The sequence below is a fragment of the Brevibacillus thermoruber 423 genome, assembly GCF_000454065.1.
Lineage (GTDB): Bacteria > Bacillota > Bacilli > Brevibacillales > Brevibacillaceae > Brevibacillus > Brevibacillus thermoruber.
The window spans coordinates 462,346-479,667 of the sequence record NZ_KE695652.1; the positions used below are offsets into that span (position 1 = coordinate 462,346).

The 17,322-nt window shown below is 58.9% G+C and carries 12 protein-coding genes; 11 read left to right on the forward strand and 1 reads right to left on the reverse strand.

The window, feature by feature from the left end:
• Positions 1-62: 62 nt before the first annotated feature.
• From acpP to rnc, 3 genes are all read left to right on the forward strand, one after another.
• Positions 63-296, forward strand: a complete 234-nt coding sequence (gene acpP, locus M516_RS0116880; protein ID WP_029100164.1) for an acyl carrier protein — start codon at positions 63-65, stop codon at positions 294-296.
• 138 nt (positions 297-434) lie between these two features.
• Entirely contained in the window at positions 435-1,670 is a 1,236-nt protein-coding gene (gene fabF / locus M516_RS0116885) for a beta-ketoacyl-ACP synthase II (protein WP_029100165.1), read from the forward strand.
• A 39-nt stretch (positions 1,671-1,709) separates the two neighbouring features.
• Positions 1,710-2,411: a ribonuclease III gene (rnc, locus tag M516_RS0116890; RefSeq protein WP_176703237.1), complete on the forward strand. Its 702-nt coding sequence runs from the start codon at positions 1,710-1,712 to the stop codon at positions 2,409-2,411.
• A 59-nt stretch (positions 2,412-2,470) separates the two neighbouring features.
• Here the strand turns inward: rnc and M516_RS0116895 are convergent, their stop codons facing one another.
• Entirely contained in the window at positions 2,471-4,255 is a 1,785-nt protein-coding gene (locus tag M516_RS0116895; RefSeq protein WP_051188262.1) for a sigma-54-dependent Fis family transcriptional regulator, read from the reverse strand.
• Positions 4,256-4,512: 257 nt separating this feature from the next.
• On the opposite strand from M516_RS0116895, the gene M516_RS0116900 reads away from it, so the two are divergent.
• The 8 genes from M516_RS0116900 to M516_RS0116935 all read left to right on the forward strand — a co-directional run bounded on the left by M516_RS0116900 (position 4,513) and on the right by M516_RS0116935 (position 17,319).
• Positions 4,513-5,670 (forward strand): amidohydrolase family protein, encoded by a 1,158-nt coding sequence (locus tag M516_RS0116900; protein WP_029100168.1) that lies wholly within the window; start codon positions 4,513-4,515, stop codon positions 5,668-5,670.
• Between the two features lie 11 nt (positions 5,671-5,681).
• Complete coding sequence (locus M516_RS0116905) at positions 5,682-7,010, forward strand: APC family permease (RefSeq protein ID WP_035289970.1); 1,329 nt, start codon at positions 5,682-5,684, stop codon at positions 7,008-7,010.
• A 45-nt stretch (positions 7,011-7,055) separates the two neighbouring features.
• Positions 7,056-8,402: a glutamine synthetase family protein gene (locus tag M516_RS0116910; protein ID WP_029100170.1), complete on the forward strand. Its 1,347-nt coding sequence runs from the start codon at positions 7,056-7,058 to the stop codon at positions 8,400-8,402.
• A 467-nt stretch (positions 8,403-8,869) separates the two neighbouring features.
• A complete protein-coding gene (gene smc / locus M516_RS0116915; protein ID WP_029100171.1) occupies positions 8,870-12,442 on the forward strand; it encodes a chromosome segregation protein SMC in 3,573 nt (1,190 codons plus the stop codon).
• 12 nt (positions 12,443-12,454) lie between these two features.
• A complete protein-coding gene (gene ftsY / locus M516_RS0116920) occupies positions 12,455-13,456 on the forward strand; it encodes a signal recognition particle-docking protein FtsY (protein ID WP_029100172.1) in 1,002 nt (333 codons plus the stop codon).
• Positions 13,457-13,614: 158 nt separating this feature from the next.
• On the forward strand, positions 13,615-15,120 hold the full coding sequence (locus M516_RS0116925) for a spore germination protein (RefSeq protein WP_238550991.1): 1,506 nt from the start codon (positions 13,615-13,617) through the stop codon (positions 15,118-15,120).
• Positions 15,117-16,250 (forward strand): GerAB/ArcD/ProY family transporter, encoded by a 1,134-nt coding sequence (locus tag M516_RS24405; protein WP_051188263.1) that lies wholly within the window; start codon positions 15,117-15,119, stop codon positions 16,248-16,250. Before M516_RS0116925 ends, M516_RS24405 begins: the two co-directional genes overlap by 4 nt.
• A complete protein-coding gene (locus M516_RS0116935; RefSeq protein ID WP_051188264.1) occupies positions 16,234-17,319 on the forward strand; it encodes a Ger(x)C family spore germination protein in 1,086 nt (361 codons plus the stop codon). Before M516_RS24405 ends, M516_RS0116935 begins: the two co-directional genes overlap by 17 nt.
• Positions 17,320-17,322 lie beyond the last annotated feature (3 nt).

Genomic DNA, 17,322 nt, shown 5'->3' on the forward strand with positions numbered 1-17,322 from the left:
CTGACTCAACTGGTGTTTTGCAGGCTCATCCACTATAATACGGGGAGAGGGGGTGAAGCAGAATGGCAGATACTTTGGAACGTGTGAAGAAAATCATCGTCGATCGTCTGGGTGTGGAGGAATCCAAGGTGACTTTGGAAGCTTCTTTCAAAGAGGACCTGGGTGCCGACTCCCTGGATGTAGTGGAACTCGTGATGGAGCTGGAAGACGAGTTCGATATGGAAATCTCTGACGAAGACGCTGAAAAAATCACTACTGTTGGTGAGGTTGTGGCTTACATAGAATCTCACAAGTAGTCCATTCAGTGGAAGTCCCGTGTCACGCGGGACTTCTCCCTTCACACACCCGGCTCGATTTTGCCGCAGAGCTTTTCCAACCGTAACCAGGCGAAGAACAAGGAAGCTGAGAGCTGACTTTCAATAGAGGTGATCGTAATGAAACGACGAGTGGTGATTACCGGTGTCGGCGTCATCTCCCCCGTGGGAAACGACGCGCAGACCTTCTGGAACAGCTTGCTGGAAGGAAAATCGGGAATCGGGCGCATCACGGCGTTTGACGCCTCCGACTACCCTACGCAGATTGCGGGGGAAGTGAAGGATTTCAATCCCGAGGCGTACATGGACAAAAAGGAAATCCGACGTACAGACCGATTCGTTCAGTTTGCGTTGGCCGCCACCAAAATGGCGATGGAAGATGCCAAGCTGGAGATTACGGCTGAGAATGCGGAACGCGTGGGTGTATACATCGGATCAGGTATCGGCGGTCTGGCTACCTGGGAAGAGCAGCACCAGGTGCTGATGGAAAAGGGACCGCGCCGTGTCAGCCCGTTTTTTATCCCGATGATGATCGCCAACATGGCATCTGGAGCCGTCTCCATCCAGTACGGGGCAAAAGGGCCGACGTCCAGCGCGATTACCGCGTGCGCCACGGGGACGAACGCGATCGGCGACGCCTTCCGGCTGATCCAGCACGGCCACGCCGACGCGATGATCACCGGCGGTGCGGAAGCGACGATCCGACCGATGGCGTTTGCCGGTTTCTGTTCCGCCAAAGCGATGTCCACCCGCAACGACGAGCCGGAAAAGGCGAGCCGTCCGTTTGACATCGACCGCGACGGTTTTGTCATGGGCGAAGGAGCAGGCGTGCTCATCCTGGAAGAGCTGGAGCACGCGAAAAAACGGGGGGCAACCATCCTGGCGGAAGTGATCGGCTACGGCATGAGCGCGGACGCCTACCACATCACCGCGCCGTCTCCGGAGGGGCAGGCCCGCTGCATGAAAAACGCGCTGCGCGACGCCGGTATTGAACCGACAGAAGTGGATTATATTAATGCACACGGCACCTCTACGGATCAAGGGGACATTTCGGAAACGCAGGCGATCAAGAGCGTGTTTGGCGACCATGCCTACAAGCTGGCGGTCAGCTCCACCAAGTCGATGACCGGTCACATGCTCGGGGCGACCGGGGGTGTGGAAGCGATCGCGTCGGCGTTTGCCCTGCGCGATCAGATTCTGCCGCCGACGATCAACCTGGAAAACCCCGATCCGCAGTGCGACCTCGACTACGTACCCAATCAAGCGCGCAAGGCGGACGTGAACGTAGCCATGTCCAACTCGTTCGGGTTTGGCGGTCACAACGCCACGATCGTCTTGAAGCGGTTTGAGGCATAAATGGTTCCTGCCGGAAAGAAGAGCAGGAAGTCTTCAAGAATGGTGGTGAGCGTCATGAACTTCTCGGAGCTGCAAGAAACCATCGGCATTCGATTTCGCGACGAGAACGTCTTGCGGCAAGCCTTCACCCATTCTTCCTATGTCAACGAGCAGCGCGGCAAGCGCATCCAGGACAACGAGCGGCTGGAATTTCTCGGCGACGCCGTCCTGGAACTGACCGTTTCGCAATTTCTCTACAAGACCTTTCCCAAAATGAGCGAAGGGGAAATGACGAAACTGCGGGCAGCCATCGTCTGCGAGCCGTCATTGGTCAAATTTGCCGAACTGCTTCACTTTGGCGATCTCGTTCTGCTGGGAAAAGGGGAAGAACTGACAGGCGGCCGGCAGCGGCCCGCGCTGCTGGCGGACGTGTTTGAGGCATTTATTGGCGCGCTTTACCTGGATCAGGGACTGGACGCGGTCTTTCACTTCATGGAGAAGTACGTCTATCCGCGAGTGGACAAGGGGGAGTTTGCCCAGGTCACCGACTTCAAGAGTCAGCTTCAGGAGTTCGTCCAGCAGGACAATCTGGGGGAAATCCACTACCGCATCGTGGAGGAAAAGGGGCCGGCGCACAACCGGGAGTTCGTGTCCGAAGTACTCCTGAACAACCGTCCGCTCGGCATGGGCAGCGGGCGTTCCAAAAAAGAGGCGGAACAGCAGGCGGCCGCCCGGGCGCTGATCAAACTGGGGGCGAAGTAGACCGTTCGCTGATCCGTGAGAAAACCCGTTCTACCAAAGAGGGAGAACGGGTTTTTCGTTTAGGCCGGGTCTTTGGACATGCCGTGCTTTTTCAGCTTGTAATTCAAATTTTGGCGGGAAATCCCCAGCCGCTCCCCCGCCTTGGTGATGTTTCCGTTCGCTTCGCGCAGGGCCTGGCGGATCAGCTCCCGCTCCAGCCGCGCAACCTGTTCCTCCAGGCTGCCGGACAGGCGAACAGGCGCCGTAACCGTCTGCGGCGCATCCGGAAAAGAGTCGGGGAGCTGCCGGATGATCATCTCGCGAAACGCGTACGGCAGGTGTTCGAACCGGATCGGGCCGTCGTCGTACATGAGATTGAGGCAGCCCTCGATCACATGCTCCAACTGGCGGACATTGCCCGGCCAGGCGAAAGCCAGCAGGTGGCGGTACACGTCCGGGTCAAAGCCGGTTACCTTCACGTCAAGCGCCCTGCCATGCTTGGCCAGAAACGCGTCGATCAGGGCCGGGATGTCCTCTCTTCGTTTGCGCAGCGGCGGGATGTACAGGTTGACGACGCTCAGGCGGTAAAACAAATCCTCCCGAAGCCGCCCATGTCGGATGGCCTCCAGCGGATCTTCATTGATCGTGGCGATAATCCGCACATCCACGTCCACGACCTTGGCCGACCCCAGCCGCTGGCATTTTTTCTCCTGCAAGACGCGCAGCAGCTTCGCCTGCAGAGTGGGGCCCATCGCATTCAGTTCGTCCAGCAGCAGCGTGCCACCGTTGGCCTGTTCGAACAGGCCCGGCCTGTCCACCGCCCCCGTAAAACTGCCCGGGACGGTTCCGAAGAGCAGGCCTTCCAGCAACCCTTCCGGCAGGGCCGCGCAGTTTTGCGCGATAAACGGGGCCGATTGCCGCGGACTTTCGTTGTGAATGCTCTGCGCAAACAGCTCCTTTCCCGTGCCCGTCTCGCCGATGATCAGCACGGTGGAAGAAGAGCGCGCTGCCCGTCTCGCCTGTTCCACGGTTTGTCCCATCTCGCGGCTGACGTAGACGATGTCCGTGAACCGGAAACGCGTCTGGTTCTGCCCGGGGAGCGGCCGGGGGGAGGCGGCCTTCGTCTCGTCCGCCTTGCGGAGCTGTTGGATGGATTCGGCCAACTGCTTTTGCTCCGTGATGTCCCGCAGCACCTGAATCGCGCCCCGTTTCTGTTCGCCCACAAACAAGGGAGCGGTGCGGGAGAGCGTGGTCACCGCCCGGCCGTTCGGGGTAAAGTGCGTCTCCCGATGGTGCAGCGTTTTGGACAGTTTCATCGCCGCCAATAGCGTGCTGGACTGCTCGTCGAGCGCGGGCCACACGTCGAACATGCGTCTGCCTCTGACCGACGCCGGCTCGCGAAGGTCGATTTCTCCCATCTTCCGGTTGTAAAAGAGGATCCGACCCTCCGTGTTTACTACACAGACCCCTTCCTCCAGTTCGTCCAGCACGGCGTCGTACAGGACCTTGGTTTCGTTCATGGCCTGCAGTTGGTATTTCAACTGCTGCTGCTGGGTCATGTTCTTGAGGATGATCAGGTATCGCGTCTGCTCCAGGTTGCGGGAGAGCGGGACCACGTTGGCAATCAACTCCTGGGTGCCGATGCAGACGGAGATGCCGGTCGTTTCCTTGTCCGCCTTGAGATACCGGCCAAATGACTTGTCACCCAGCAATTCGCAGAGGGAGACACCGGCGAAATCCCCGGGGCCGAGCGAAAACAAGCGCATGGCCGAACGGTTGAGGTCCAGCACGCTGCCTTCCTCATCGACGATCACCATGCACTCAAAGCAGGCGTTCCACACGTCGTTGAGCGCAATCACAGTCATGGTGAAAAAAAGACCCCCTCTGGCGCAAAATGTTTGTCGTTTGCCGGAAACGCCGTTTTGACACGGCAGCATTCCTGTCTTCACTATAGGATCATTTATCCAAATATTCAATCGATTCAAAAAATATTTTGCGCAAAAGTTTTTTCGGCGCTCTTTTTTTGTCGCTTGCCTCCCTTGCGAAACCGCCTAAATGCCGAAGGAGCAGCTGGCATGCGGATTGCTTCCCGAAACGTGTAACAGCCCCTGAAAGGAGGATCATGATGACACTGGATCTGCGTCCCATCCAGGCGGTGGACGTCCACTGCCACCCGTATCTGCAGCAGACATCCCCACTGTCGCCTGCAGAATTTGTTCGAAAGCTGTCCTTATCCGTTGTCCCCGGCATGTTCCAAACGGTGGAACGCGGCCATCCCAAGCGGCCCGTTCCCGGAACCAACATGTACACGCAGATCACCATTCAGCGCCTGGCAGCATATTTCGGCTGCGACCCGGTGCTGGAGGAGGTGGTGGCCTGGCGCAACCGGCAGGCGAGCGATCCGTGGGCGTACACCCGGGCCTTGTTCCGTGACGCCAACATCGCCGGACTGCTGCTGGACTTCGGCTATCCGCAGCCGCGTCTGTCCGGGCAGGCGTACGCCGACATGACAGGCGTGCCTTATTGGGAAGTGTACCGCATCGAGCCGGTCATGGTCAGGCTGCGGGACGAGTGCGGGGAGTTTGGTTCGTTTGCCGAGCGGTATCGGGCCGATCTGCGCGAGGCGTTGAAGGGGGAGCGCATTCTCGGGTTGAAAACGATCATCGCCTACCGCAGCGGTCTGGAGATCGGCCCGATGGACGAGCAGGCGGCAGCGGAGGAGTACGCGGCATTCTGCTCCGATCCGCGGGCAGCCGTAAAGGCGCTGCGCGATTACTGTCTGCACGTCGCCCTGGAAGAATGTACGGCAGCCGACAAGGCGATGCACATTCATACCGGCGTGGGCGACGGCGAGGTCGTGCTGACCAAGGCGAACCCCGCCTGTCTCCTGGATCTTCTGCGCGACAAGAAGTACATCGACACGAAGGTGCACCTGGTCCACGGCGGCTATCCGTGGGTGGAGGAGGCCGCCTTTATCGTCAGTGTGTTGCCCCGTGTCTACCTGGACATTTCCCTGCAGAATCCGTTTATCGGCCACGGGGTGGAGCGGATTCTCTCGCACGTCTTTGAATTTGCGCCGTTTTCCAAGGTGATGTACGGTTCGGACGCGTTTACCCTGCCGGAGATGAACTGGCTGGGCGTGCACTTGTTCAAGGAGTGCTTCACGCGCGTGCTGGAAGGGTGGATTGCGCGTGACTACATGGATGTCGACGTGGCCCTGCACATCGCCGAAGGGGTGCTGTACCGTAATTTTACCGAGGTGTACGAGATTGCCTGGTGAGGTGGGCTTGCATGATTGAGCAATTCGGTTACAAGCAGGAGCTGAAGCGCGCGCTCAGCTTTTGGGATCTGCTCGTGTACGGCTTGATCTTTATGGTGCCGATTGCGCCGTTCGGCGTCTACGGCTACGTCGCCGAAGCCTCGAAAGGCATGGTGGCATTGGCCTACCTGATCGGCATGGCCGGGATGATCTTTACGGCGTTGAGCTATGCGCGCATGTCGGAGGCGTTTCCCGTCGCCGGGTCGGTCTACGCGTACGCGCAGCGCGGCATCCACGAAACCGTGGGCTTCATCTCCGGCTGGGCGATCCTGCTGGACTACATCCTGATCCCTTCCCTCTGTTACGTGGTGAGCGCCAACGCGCTGACGTCCCTTGTTCCGGCGATTCCCGCCTGGGTTTGGATCGTGCTCTTTCTCGCCGTCAACACGGTGATCAACGTGCGCGGCGTGGAGTTCACGGCGAGAGCCAACAAGATCACGCTGATCATCCTGTTCGCCGTGCTGGTGTTGTTTCTGATTACCGGCGTCACTGCGCTGCTGGGGAGCGGCGGTTTTACTGTCAAGCCGATCTATGACGCGGAACATTTTGACCTGAATCTGGTGATGAGTGCGGTCTCCATCGCGGTTCTCTCGTTTCTCGGGTTTGACGCGATTTCCACGCTCTCCGAAGAGGTGAAGGGGGGCAGCAAGGCGGTCGGGCGGGCAAGCGTGGCCGCACTCTTCACTGTCGGTTTTCTGTTTATCGCGCAGACCTGGGTGGCGAGCGATCTGGGGCGCGGCATGCAGGTTGCCAGTCTCGACACGGCTTTCTACGAAATCGCCGGCGCCGCCGGAGGGGTGTGGCTGAAGACGGTGTCCATCCTCGCCACCGTTTTGTCGTGGGGCATCTCTGCGGCGCTGGTGGCGCAGGCGGCCATTTCCCGCATCCTGTTTTCGATGGGGCGCGACCGCAAGCTTCCCGCTGTTTTGGCCAAGGTCCATCCCCGGTACCAAACGCCCTACGTAAGCACCATGCTCGTCGCGGTGGTGTCGCTGATCGTCAGTCTCGGCTTTCAAGACCACATGCCGCTGCTCACCAATCTGGTCAACTTCGGGGCGCTCACCGGTTTTGTGGTGCTCCATCTGTCCGTCATTATCCATTTCACCATCCGCCAAAAATCCCGGCAGGTTATTGCCCATTTGCTCTGCCCACTGATCGGCATGGGCGTGATCGCCTACGTGATGGCCTCCATGGAACCGCTGGCGATCAAGGCGGGAATCGTCTGGCTGGCTCTGGGGGCAGTGTACCTCTTCATCCGCAGCCGCGTGTTCAAGGACAAGTCGACGACGATGGAATGGTGAACTTTTTCGCATGCAGCAGATTACAGGGAAGGAGAGAAACGCACGATGTACACAGCGGACGATGTCATGAAGATTGTGAAAGAACGGGAGATCGAATTCATTCGCGTGGAGTTTCTGGACTACGCCGGGCTGACCCGGGGCAGAACCATCCGCCCGGACAATTTGCGGGACGCGATGGAGCGAGGCATCAACTTCAGTACGGCCATCATGAGTTTCGACAGCTTCGACGAGTACATTCCCAACCCGATGTACGGGGCCGGGGACGGTGACTTTTTTGCCGTGCCGGACCCCGCCACCTTTGCCGTCCTGCCCTACCGCAGCAAGACGGCCCGCATGTTTTGCGACCTGGTGGACGAAAACGGCGACCCCTGGCCGGGCTGTCCCCGCCATGCGCTGAAGCGGCTACTGGCGGAAGTGGAGTCGGTTATGGGAGGCAGGATGTACATGGCCTACGAGCAAGAGGCCTACCTGCTGCGGGAGGAGAACGGCCGGCTCGTCCCCGCCGACGACAGCCACTGTTTTTCCTCCGACGGCGTCGATATCCAGGAGGATTTCGTCCAGTCGTTCGTTCACGCGCTGGAGGCGATGGGCGTGCGGACCGAACAGATTTCCAGCGAATACGGCCCGGGCCAACTGGAAGTCAACCTGCGCTACACCCATGCCTTACAGGCGACGGATGACCAGGTGACGTTCAAGCAGGTGTTCAAGCAGATCGCCCGCGACAAGGGACTGATCGGCACGCTGATGCCCAAGCCGTTCGAGCACCTGGCCGGCAGCGGCCTGCACGTGCACATCAGCCTGTACAACGACGCGGGAGAGAACCTGTTTGCCGACAACACCGACCCGCGCGGTTTGGATTTGTCGGAAAAAGCGTACCATTTTATCGGCGGCCTGCTCAAACACGGCCGCTCCCTGATCGCCATCGGAGCGCCGAGCATCAATTCGTACAAGCGAATGCGGCCGGGCACGTGGGCACCGGCCCACATCTGCTACGGCGCAGGCAATCGCTCCGTCCTGGTGCGCATCCCGGAGAAGCGGCGCACTCGCCGGTTTGAATTCCGCGGGGGAGACGGCACCTGCAATCCATACCTGCTGTCCGCCTGTCTCGTGGCGGCCGGCCTCGACGGCATTCACAATCGCATTCATCCCGGCGAACCGGCGAGTGATGACGTCAGTTGGCTCACCGAGGCGCAGATGCAGGAACGGGGGATTGCCCGCCTGCCGCGGACGCTGGAGGAGGCGATGGACAGCCTGAGTCAGGACACCATTTTGGCTCAGGCGATCGGCCGCGAGATCTGGGAAGAGTATATCAAGGTAAAGCGTACGGAATGGGAGAAATACACCCGGCACGTAAGCGACTGGGAACGCCGGCTGTTTGCGCAGCGGTTTTGACCAGAAAGGGACGCAGGCGAACGGAACACGCTCTTCTTCGGCGGGATGCCGGGGAGGAGCTTCTTTGTTCTTCGACAAACAGCCGTTCTGTGATAAACTATTACAGTTGCGGGCCATCTCGAAACGCTGCCTGCTTCGCGATCGGTCTTGCCATGGACGTGCCTCTGTACCGCAGGCGGGACGACGAACCATGCAAGCGGCGCAGACTTTTTTCCGTCTGCCAAAAACGGGCAGCATCGGGTTAGTCTATGCCTGGTGGGGAAAGGTCTTCGTTCGGCCGTTATTCTATGGTACACTTATCTCACATTGGGTTTTACGCAGATGACTCGCTCCTGTTTCCCAGCAGGGGCTTTCTTTCAGGGCCCCCGCCCGGCGGCGACACGGGCCCGCTCGGCAGGCGGCAGCGCCGGACGCAGCGGGTGTGTGATCGCATGCGCCGGACGGGTTTTTAAGGAGGAACCATCAGTATGTATTTGAAACGCCTGGAACTGGTTGGGTTCAAATCGTTCGCCGACCGGACCGAGTTGGAATTCGTGCCCGGAGTGACTGCGGTCGTCGGGCCGAACGGAAGCGGCAAGAGCAACGTGTCCGACTCGATCCGCTGGGTGCTCGGCGAACAGAGCGCCAAATCGCTGCGCGGGGCAAAGATGGAAGACATCATCTTCGCCGGAAGCGATACGCGCAAACCGCTCAACTTCGCAGAAGTGACGTTGACGCTGGACAATACCGACCGTTCTCTCGACGTGGAATATACGGAAGTCTCTGTCACCCGCCGGGTCTACCGTTCGGGTGAGAGTGAATACTACATAAACAACCGGGCCTGCCGGCTCAAGGACATCATGGAGCTGTTCATGGACACAGGTCTCGGCAAAGAGGCCTACTCCATCATCGGGCAGGGAAAAATCGAGGAGATTCTGAGCACCAAGGCGGAGGACCGCCGCGGCATTTTTGAAGAAGCGGCCGGCATCGTCAAGTACAAAACCCGCAAGCGGGAAGCGGAGAAGAAACTGGACGAGACGGAACAAAACCTCGTGCGGATTCACGACATCGTCAGCGAGATCAACGAACAGATCGGTCCGTTGAAGGAGCAGGCGGACACCGCCCGCAGATACAACGAACTGCGTCAGACGCTGATGGAGCACGAGGTGGCGCTCTACGTCCAGCAGATCGAAGCGGCGCACGCCAAATGGGAGGAAGCGAGCCGCCGCGTGCAGGAGCTGCGGGAGCAGTTGGCCGGACAGACGGCCCAGGCCTCGAAGCGGGAAGCCGACCTGGAGCAGGCCCGCTTTCACGTCAGCCAGATTGACCAGTCGATCGAGGAACTGCAGCAAGTGCTGCTTTCCGTGAGCGAAGAGACGGAGAAAGTGGAAGGTCAGCGGGAAGTGCTCAAGGAACGGCTGCGCAACCTGGCCGCCAACCGGCAGCAGACGATGGAACAGATGCACCGCATCACGGAAAAGCGGCACGCCGTCGAGGCCGAGCTGGCAGAAGAACAGCAGCGGGTCGAGGAAACCAGGCGGCGCATGGCCGATGCACAGGCGTCGCTGAAGGAGGCGGAAGACCAGTTTTCCGCCATGATCCAGTCGCTCACCGACGACGTGGAGCGATTGAAAGGGGACTACTTTGAAAAACTGAACGCGATGGCCAATCTGCGCAACGAAATCCGCCACCAGCAGCAGTTGAGCCAGACCAGCCAGGCCCGGGCGGAGCGGCTGGAGCAGGAAAAAGAGCGGCTCAATCAGGAAGAGGCGGCCCGCCAGGCCAAGCTGGCCGAGCTGAACGAACAGCTTCAGGAGGTTGACCGGTCGATTCAGGAGACACTCACCCGTTACAAGGAATCGATCGAGCGGATTCGCGAGGGACAAGCCCGCCTGGAGGCGTCCCGCCGGGAACTGCGTCAGTGGGAGCAGAAGCGGGAAGCGGCCAAATCGCGGCTCGACCTGTTGAGGGAGATGCAGGCGGAATTTGCCGGGTTCCAGCAGGGGGTCAAGGAAATCCTCAAGGCCCGCGAGCGCGGCTTTGCAGGGATTCACGGGGCCGTCGCCGAACTGGTCACGGTGCCGGAAAAGTACGAGACTGCCGTGGAGGTGGCGCTGGGCGGCGCCCTGCAGAACGTGGTCGTCGACGACGAAGCTGCCGGCCGGGCGGCGATCGCCTACCTGAAACAGCACAATGCGGGACGGGCTACCTTCCTGCCGCTGGACGTCATCCGGCCGCGCAGCCTGCAGCCGGACGAGAAGCGGCTGTTGGGCAGGCAGGACGGCGTGGCCGGCATCGCCAGCGAACTGGTCTCGTTTGAGGAGACGTACCGTCCCATTGTCGAATCCCTGTTGGGCAATGTCATCGTCACAGAGACGCTGGAGCAGGCCAACCGCGTGGCGCGGGCGCTGAACTACCGCTGCCGCGTCGTCACGCTGGAAGGGGACATCGTCAACGCCGGCGGTTCCATGACCGGGGGCGCGCTGAAAAAGAATACGACCAACCTGCTGGGCCGCAGCCGTCAGGCGGAAGAGCTGGAGGCGCAGATGGCCGAGATCGAAGAGGCCATTGCCGGGCATACTACGCGTATGGAACAACTGGCCGAAGAACTCAAGCGGATCGAGCAGGAGCAGGAGCAGCTTCGCACCCAGGGGGAATCGCTGCGGCTGAAGGAACAGGAAGTAAAGGGGCTGCTTCAGCAGACGGAAGCGGAAGGCCGCTCGCTGGCGGAACGGGCCATGCTCGTCGATCAGGACGTCGCGGGGTACCGCCGGGAGATGGAGGAAGCCGGACGGAAACTGGCGGAACTGGAGGCCGCCCTGGCCGTCATGGAAGAAGAAGAGAAGCAGTTGTCCGAACGGATCGCCGCCGCCGAAGCGAAGCGGCAGGAGCAGCTCGAATCCAAGGAAGAGATGAACCAGAAGATCACCAGCCTGAAGGTGCTGGACGCCCAGGTCAAGCAGGAACACCAGTCCCGCGTGGAGCAGTTGGAGCGGCTCGCGGAACAGCGCGCGTCGCTTCTGCGGGAGTGGGAGGAATTGAACCGGACGCTGGCCTCGCTGGACGAGCTGGAGCGGACCAACGAGTCGTCCAGCGGCGAACTGGAGCAGAAGATCGCCGAGCTGCGGCAGGACAAGGAGCGCGTCGCGGGACTGATCCAGGAGCGGCGTAGCGAGAGGGCCACGCTCTACCATCAGCAGGAGCAGGTGGAGCAGGAGGTCAGGGAAATCCGCAAGCAGGTGAAGGCGCTCGAGGAAGGACTGCATCAGGAAGAGGTGAAGGCCAACCGCTTCGAGGTGGAACTGGATCACCTCCTGAACAAACTCTCCGAAGAATACGAAATCAGCTACGACCTGGCCAAGCAGAAATACCCGCCCCGCGGCGACATGGCGGAGGAGCAGCAGATCGTCAACCGCCTGAAAAAAGAGATCGCCGCGCTGGGCACGGTCAACCTGGGTGCCATCGAAGAGTACGAGCGGCTCTTTGAGCGCCATCAGTTCCTGAGCGCGCAGGAGGCCGACCTGAACGAGGCCAAGGCGATGCTCTATCAAGTGATCGAAGAGATGGACACCGAGATGTCCCGCCGTTTCAAAGAGACGTTTGATGCCATCCGGGAACAGTTCCGCGACGTGTTCGTGCAGCTGTTCGGCGGAGGACGCGCCGACCTGCTGCTGTCCAATCCGGACAACCTGCTGGAGACGGGGATTGACATCGTCGCGCAGCCGCCCGGCAAAAAGCTGCAAAACCTGGCGCTCCTGTCCGGCGGCGAACGGGCGCTGACCGCGATGGCTCTCCTGTTTGCCATTCTGCGGGTCAAGCCGGTGCCGTTCTGCGTGCTGGACGAGGTGGAGGCGGCGCTGGACGAAGCCAACGTCAACCGATTCGCCGAGTACATGCACCAGTTCAGCAGCCAGACGCAGTTCATCTGTGTCACCCACCGCAAGGGGACGATGGAGAGCGCCGATGTGCTGTACGGGGTGACGATGCAGGAAGGCGGCGTGTCCAAAATCGTCTCGGTCAAGCTAGAGGATACCAAAACATTCATCGAATCCGCTTCGTAAAGGGAGATGACCATGAGCTTTTTCAAGCGTCTGCGTGACGCCATCGTGCAAAAGTCGGAGGCGGTTACGCAAAAATTTACCGAAGGTCTGGCCAAAACCAGGGATCTGCTGGTGGAAAAGGTGGAAGATCTGGTTCGCCGGTACAAAAAAATCGACGACGATTTCTTTGACGAACTGGAAGAGATCCTGATCACGGCCGACGTCGGCGTCAACACCGTGATGGAGCTGATTGACGAACTGCGCGACGAGGTGCGCAAGCAAAAAATCGAGAACGCCATGGATCTGCAGCCGATCCTGTCGGAAAAGCTGGTCGCCCTGCTGAAAAACGACCAGAGCCGGGACGCCGGCTTGAACGTGCAGGACGGGCGGCTGAACGTCATCCTGTTCGTCGGCGTCAACGGCGTGGGCAAGACGACCACGATCGGCAAGATGGCTCACATGTTCAAACAGCAGGGGAAAAAGGTGCTGCTGGCGGCAGGGGATACGTTCCGGGCGGCCGCGATCGAACAGCTCGAGGTGTGGGGCGAGCGCGTCGGTGTGGATGTGATCAAGCACCAGCAGGGAGCAGACCCCGCCGCCGTCATCTACGACGCCGTCCAGGCGGCCAAGTCGCGCGGCGTGGACGTACTCCTGTGCGACACGGCAGGACGCCTGCAAAACAAGGTGAACCTGATGGAAGAGCTGAGCAAGGTGCACCGCGTCGTGCAGCGGGAACTGCCGGGAGCCCCGCATGAGGTGCTGCTCGTGCTGGACGCGACGACGGGGCAAAACGCGCTCTCCCAGGCCAAGACGTTCGGCCAGGCGGCCGGCGTGACGGGCATTGTGCTGACCAAGCTGGACGGGACGGCCAAAGGCGGGATCGTCATCGCCATCCGCAACGAACTGAACATCCCCGTCAAATACGTCGGCCTCGGGGAAAAGATGGACGACCTGCAGCCGTTTGACCCTGAGCAGTTTGTGCACGCGCTGTTTGCCGGGCTGATTGCGCAGGAGACCGCGGAGGAGCAGCAGTAACAAGATGCAGATAGGGACAGGAAACCTGTATCGCTTTTACGGCGATACGGGTTTTTTTTCGTATGGGATGAACCGGAAGTTCCCCCATTCGTTTGTATGCCTGTCACCCTCGTAGGAAATACTCCCTATTTAGGGTGCACGAAAAGGCGGTGTGTCATATGAACATTCTTCGAAGGCTGTTCCCTGCCATGTTTTCGGCGTTTCATGCCAAAGACGAACCTGCACACGGGGACGAACAGACCCGGACCGATTCGTCCCTGTCGGTTGAAGAGCTTCAGAAACGGTTCTGCCATGTTCATGATGCCTGTGTGAAAGAATTGCAGGTAAATGCCCAGGCAGTCACGCTGTTTTACGTTCGCTCCCTGATCGATGCGGAGCAGTTGCGGGAGGGGATTCTGCTCCCGCTGGTACACGGGGATTACGACTGCGCAAGCCGCGCCATCATTTCCGATCAGGTCAAGCCGGTCCCGAATCTCGAAAAGGCGATTGAACAAACCCTGCAGGGCGCCGTCATCGTGTTTGGCGAGGGGCAGGTATTTGCCGTGCATATTCCCAGCACCATCAGCCGTTCCATTGAAAGCTCGGAGCAGGAAGCCATCGTCTACGGACCCAAGGACAGCCTGAGCGAGCAGTTGGATCAGAATCTGACCATGATCCGCAGGCGTTTGCCCGTGCCGGAACTGAAGTACTGTTTGTTTACCCTGGGAACGTTGAGCAAAACAAACGTTGCGCTGCTATACATCGAGGGAATTGCCAATCCGGAAAACATCCGGCTCGCATTTGAAAAGACATCGAACATTGATTTCGATGTATTTTTTGACTCGTCGCATGTCAGTGCGTTTTTGGAGGATCACATGGGCAGCGTTTTTCCGCAGTTTCAGCAGACGGACAGGCCGGACGCGGTAGCCGCCGCACTGGCCAGCGGAAAAATTGTCTGGCTGGTCGCCAATACGCCGTTTGCGCTGATTGCCCCCGTTACGTTTTTTGATTTGTTTCAGTCTCCCGAGGATTACATCCACCGCTGGATGGTCAGCAGCTTCTTGCGGTCCCTTCGTTTCTTTGCCTTTTTGTTTGCCATCGTCCTGACGCCGGTGTATGTGGCGCTGACCACGCACCATTACTATTCGATTCCGCTGGAAGTGCTGTACCTGCTCATGGAGTCGAGGAGCGAGATTCCCTTTACCCCGATCTGGGAGGCCATGTTCATGCTGCTCACCCTCGAGATTCTGAAGGAGGCCAGCTTGCGGATGCCCACCAAGTCCGGCCAGACGCTCGGGATTGTCGGGGGAATTGTCGTCGGTCAGGCTGCCGTCGAAGCGAATGTCGCGAGCAATATTTTGATCATCCACATTGCTGTCTCCGCCATCGCGTCGTTTCTGGTGCCGAATTACCTGATGACGAATTCCAGCAAATTGATCCAGTTCGCCCTGCTCATCCTTGCCGCCTGGCTGGGGATGTGGGGAATCATTTTCGGAATGGTGTGGGTGCTTATCCATTTAACCGGGCTCACGTCCTTGAAGCAGCCGTATTTTGCTCCCCTTACCCCGATGTATTGGCGAGATTGGAAGGATACGATCGTTCGGCTGCCGTTGAAGATGATGAAACAGCGGCCTGGGCACCTGCGACCGGTGGCGAAATCGAGAATGAAAAAGGAGATCCGATGAAGAGCAGTTCGTTGTTTGCCCATGACAAGCCGCTTCAGCCATGGATGTGGGCTGTTTTGGTGAACAGGATGCAAGTCGGCTACTTCATGCTGATCCTGCCGAACGTGCTGGTTCAACCGTATATGGTCTGGATCATTTTGCTTGCCGGATGTTTGGCTCTTCTCAACCTGTGGGTAATCGGAAAGGGCCTGGAAGCCAGTTACCAGCAGCATGAAACGGAAGGATGGCGGCCGTTTATGGGGAGCGTGTGGATGCGCGTGTTGATGGTCCCCTGCCTGGTCATCATGCTGCTGAAATTGACGATTGTCGTGAAAGGGTATGTCGGCATCGTGCACCAGATCCTGTTTCCCTCCGTCAATACCGGGACGTTCATCGTTCTGATGATGTTCGCCGGATATTATTTGGCGAAACACGGGATGTGGACGGTGCTTCGTTTTGGCGTGATCGCCTTTCTGATGTCCGCCTGGATCCTCGTCCTGTACGGGTATTTTTTGTTGCCGCCGGAAGCGAACTATTCCCATCTGTATCCGATCATCCCGCTGCAGTGGCCCTCCCACTGGCTCGAATCCCTGCTGTTCGTATGGGCGGCGTTTGCCGGGCCGGAATATTTCGTTGTGTTGGGGCCGTGGACAGGGGGAAAGCCGCTGACCAAATACTTCCTGGCGGGGCACGTTGTGTCACTCTTCGAATACGTGTATTTCTTTTTCGTTTCGCTGCTGTTTTTCGGTTCTCCCTATTTGAAAACCGTTGATATTGCGCTGATCCAACTGGTTCGTTACATCCAGCTTCCTTTTTTTGAACGCGTGGAAATGATCGTGGTGCCCGCTTACATGGCCCCCGTTGTCCTGGTGATCGCGCTGCTGATGCTTTATGTATACGGGGCCCTTCGCATTCTGCTGAAGCGAATCCGCAAGCCGCCACATGCGGGAGGGTTGTTCATGGTGTTTTTGGCGGTGGGAGGGTATCTGTTGATTGTCGATCGCTGGCTGTGGACATCGGAAATCCAAAGACGCATGTGGGAACAACTGCAGATGGTTGTCGGCGGGGCATCCTTTGCATTGACTCCCGCCCTGTTTCTTGTGCTGCATGCCATGCAATCCAGGAGGCGAAAAAGTGAAAAAGCGCAGTAACAGCCTGATGATCGTCCCGATGCTGCTGATGCTGTCCGGCTGCGGCTCATGGCCGGTGAAAAACAGCATCATTGAAGAAATCTCGCCGACAATCCTGCTGTATGTCGACCGGGGCGCGGACAAACACCTGGAGCAGGCAACCTTGATCCCGCCTCTGCGCGAGGAAAAGAAACGGATGATCACGGCAAACGTCAGGCTGATGAAGGAAGGACGAATCCAACTGAACCAGAAGTACTACCGCGAGATGAAAAGCGGGCAGCTGCGCATGCTCTTTATTTCCAAACGTCTCGCCCGGGAAGACCTCCTGCCCATTGTCAACACCATGATGCTTGATCCCGAAATCTCCGACCGCCTGTATCTGATCGTCGTGGAAGGAGATTTTCTCGCGTACTTGAACCAGCAGGTCGAAAAACAGCAGGAAATGATCGATTTTTATCTGTACAAGATGCTGGCTCACTATGAGCGGCAGGGGGAAATCACGGTGACCAATCTGCACCGGTTTATGGAAGCGTATTTTTCCCCTTATGCAGATCCGCAGATGCCGCTGTTCACCGCAAACGGAACCGATTTGATCTATGAAGGAACGGCGCTGTTTCGCGACGGCAAAATGGTGGGCGAAATCACGGCGCTGGACGATACCCTGTTCCAAATCCTCAACCGACCGACGCGATTTCAAAAGTCGCTGCCCCTGCCGGAACGAGGAGTTACGCTGGGGTCGCTGCACACGGAAACGAAGGTGACGGTACAACCTACAGGCGATGTGAAGATTTACATCGAAGGAACCGGGAGGGTGGAAGAATACCAGGGCGAGCGGGACCTGAACCAACCGGAAGCGGCGCAGCAGTTGACGAGGGAGTTGGAAGCGGTTCTGGAACAGAAGGCCGCCCTTCTTGTGAAAAAGCTGCAGCAGTTGAGGATTGACCCGCTGCGGATCGGAGAGCGCACCCTGGGCCCCTTTTCGCAGCCGTACACCGAGGAAGCGTGGAAAGCGGCGTGGCCCACCATGCCTGTCCATGTGGACGTGCATTTGCGGCTGGAAAGTCTGGGATTGCTGAAGATGAAAAGATGACGA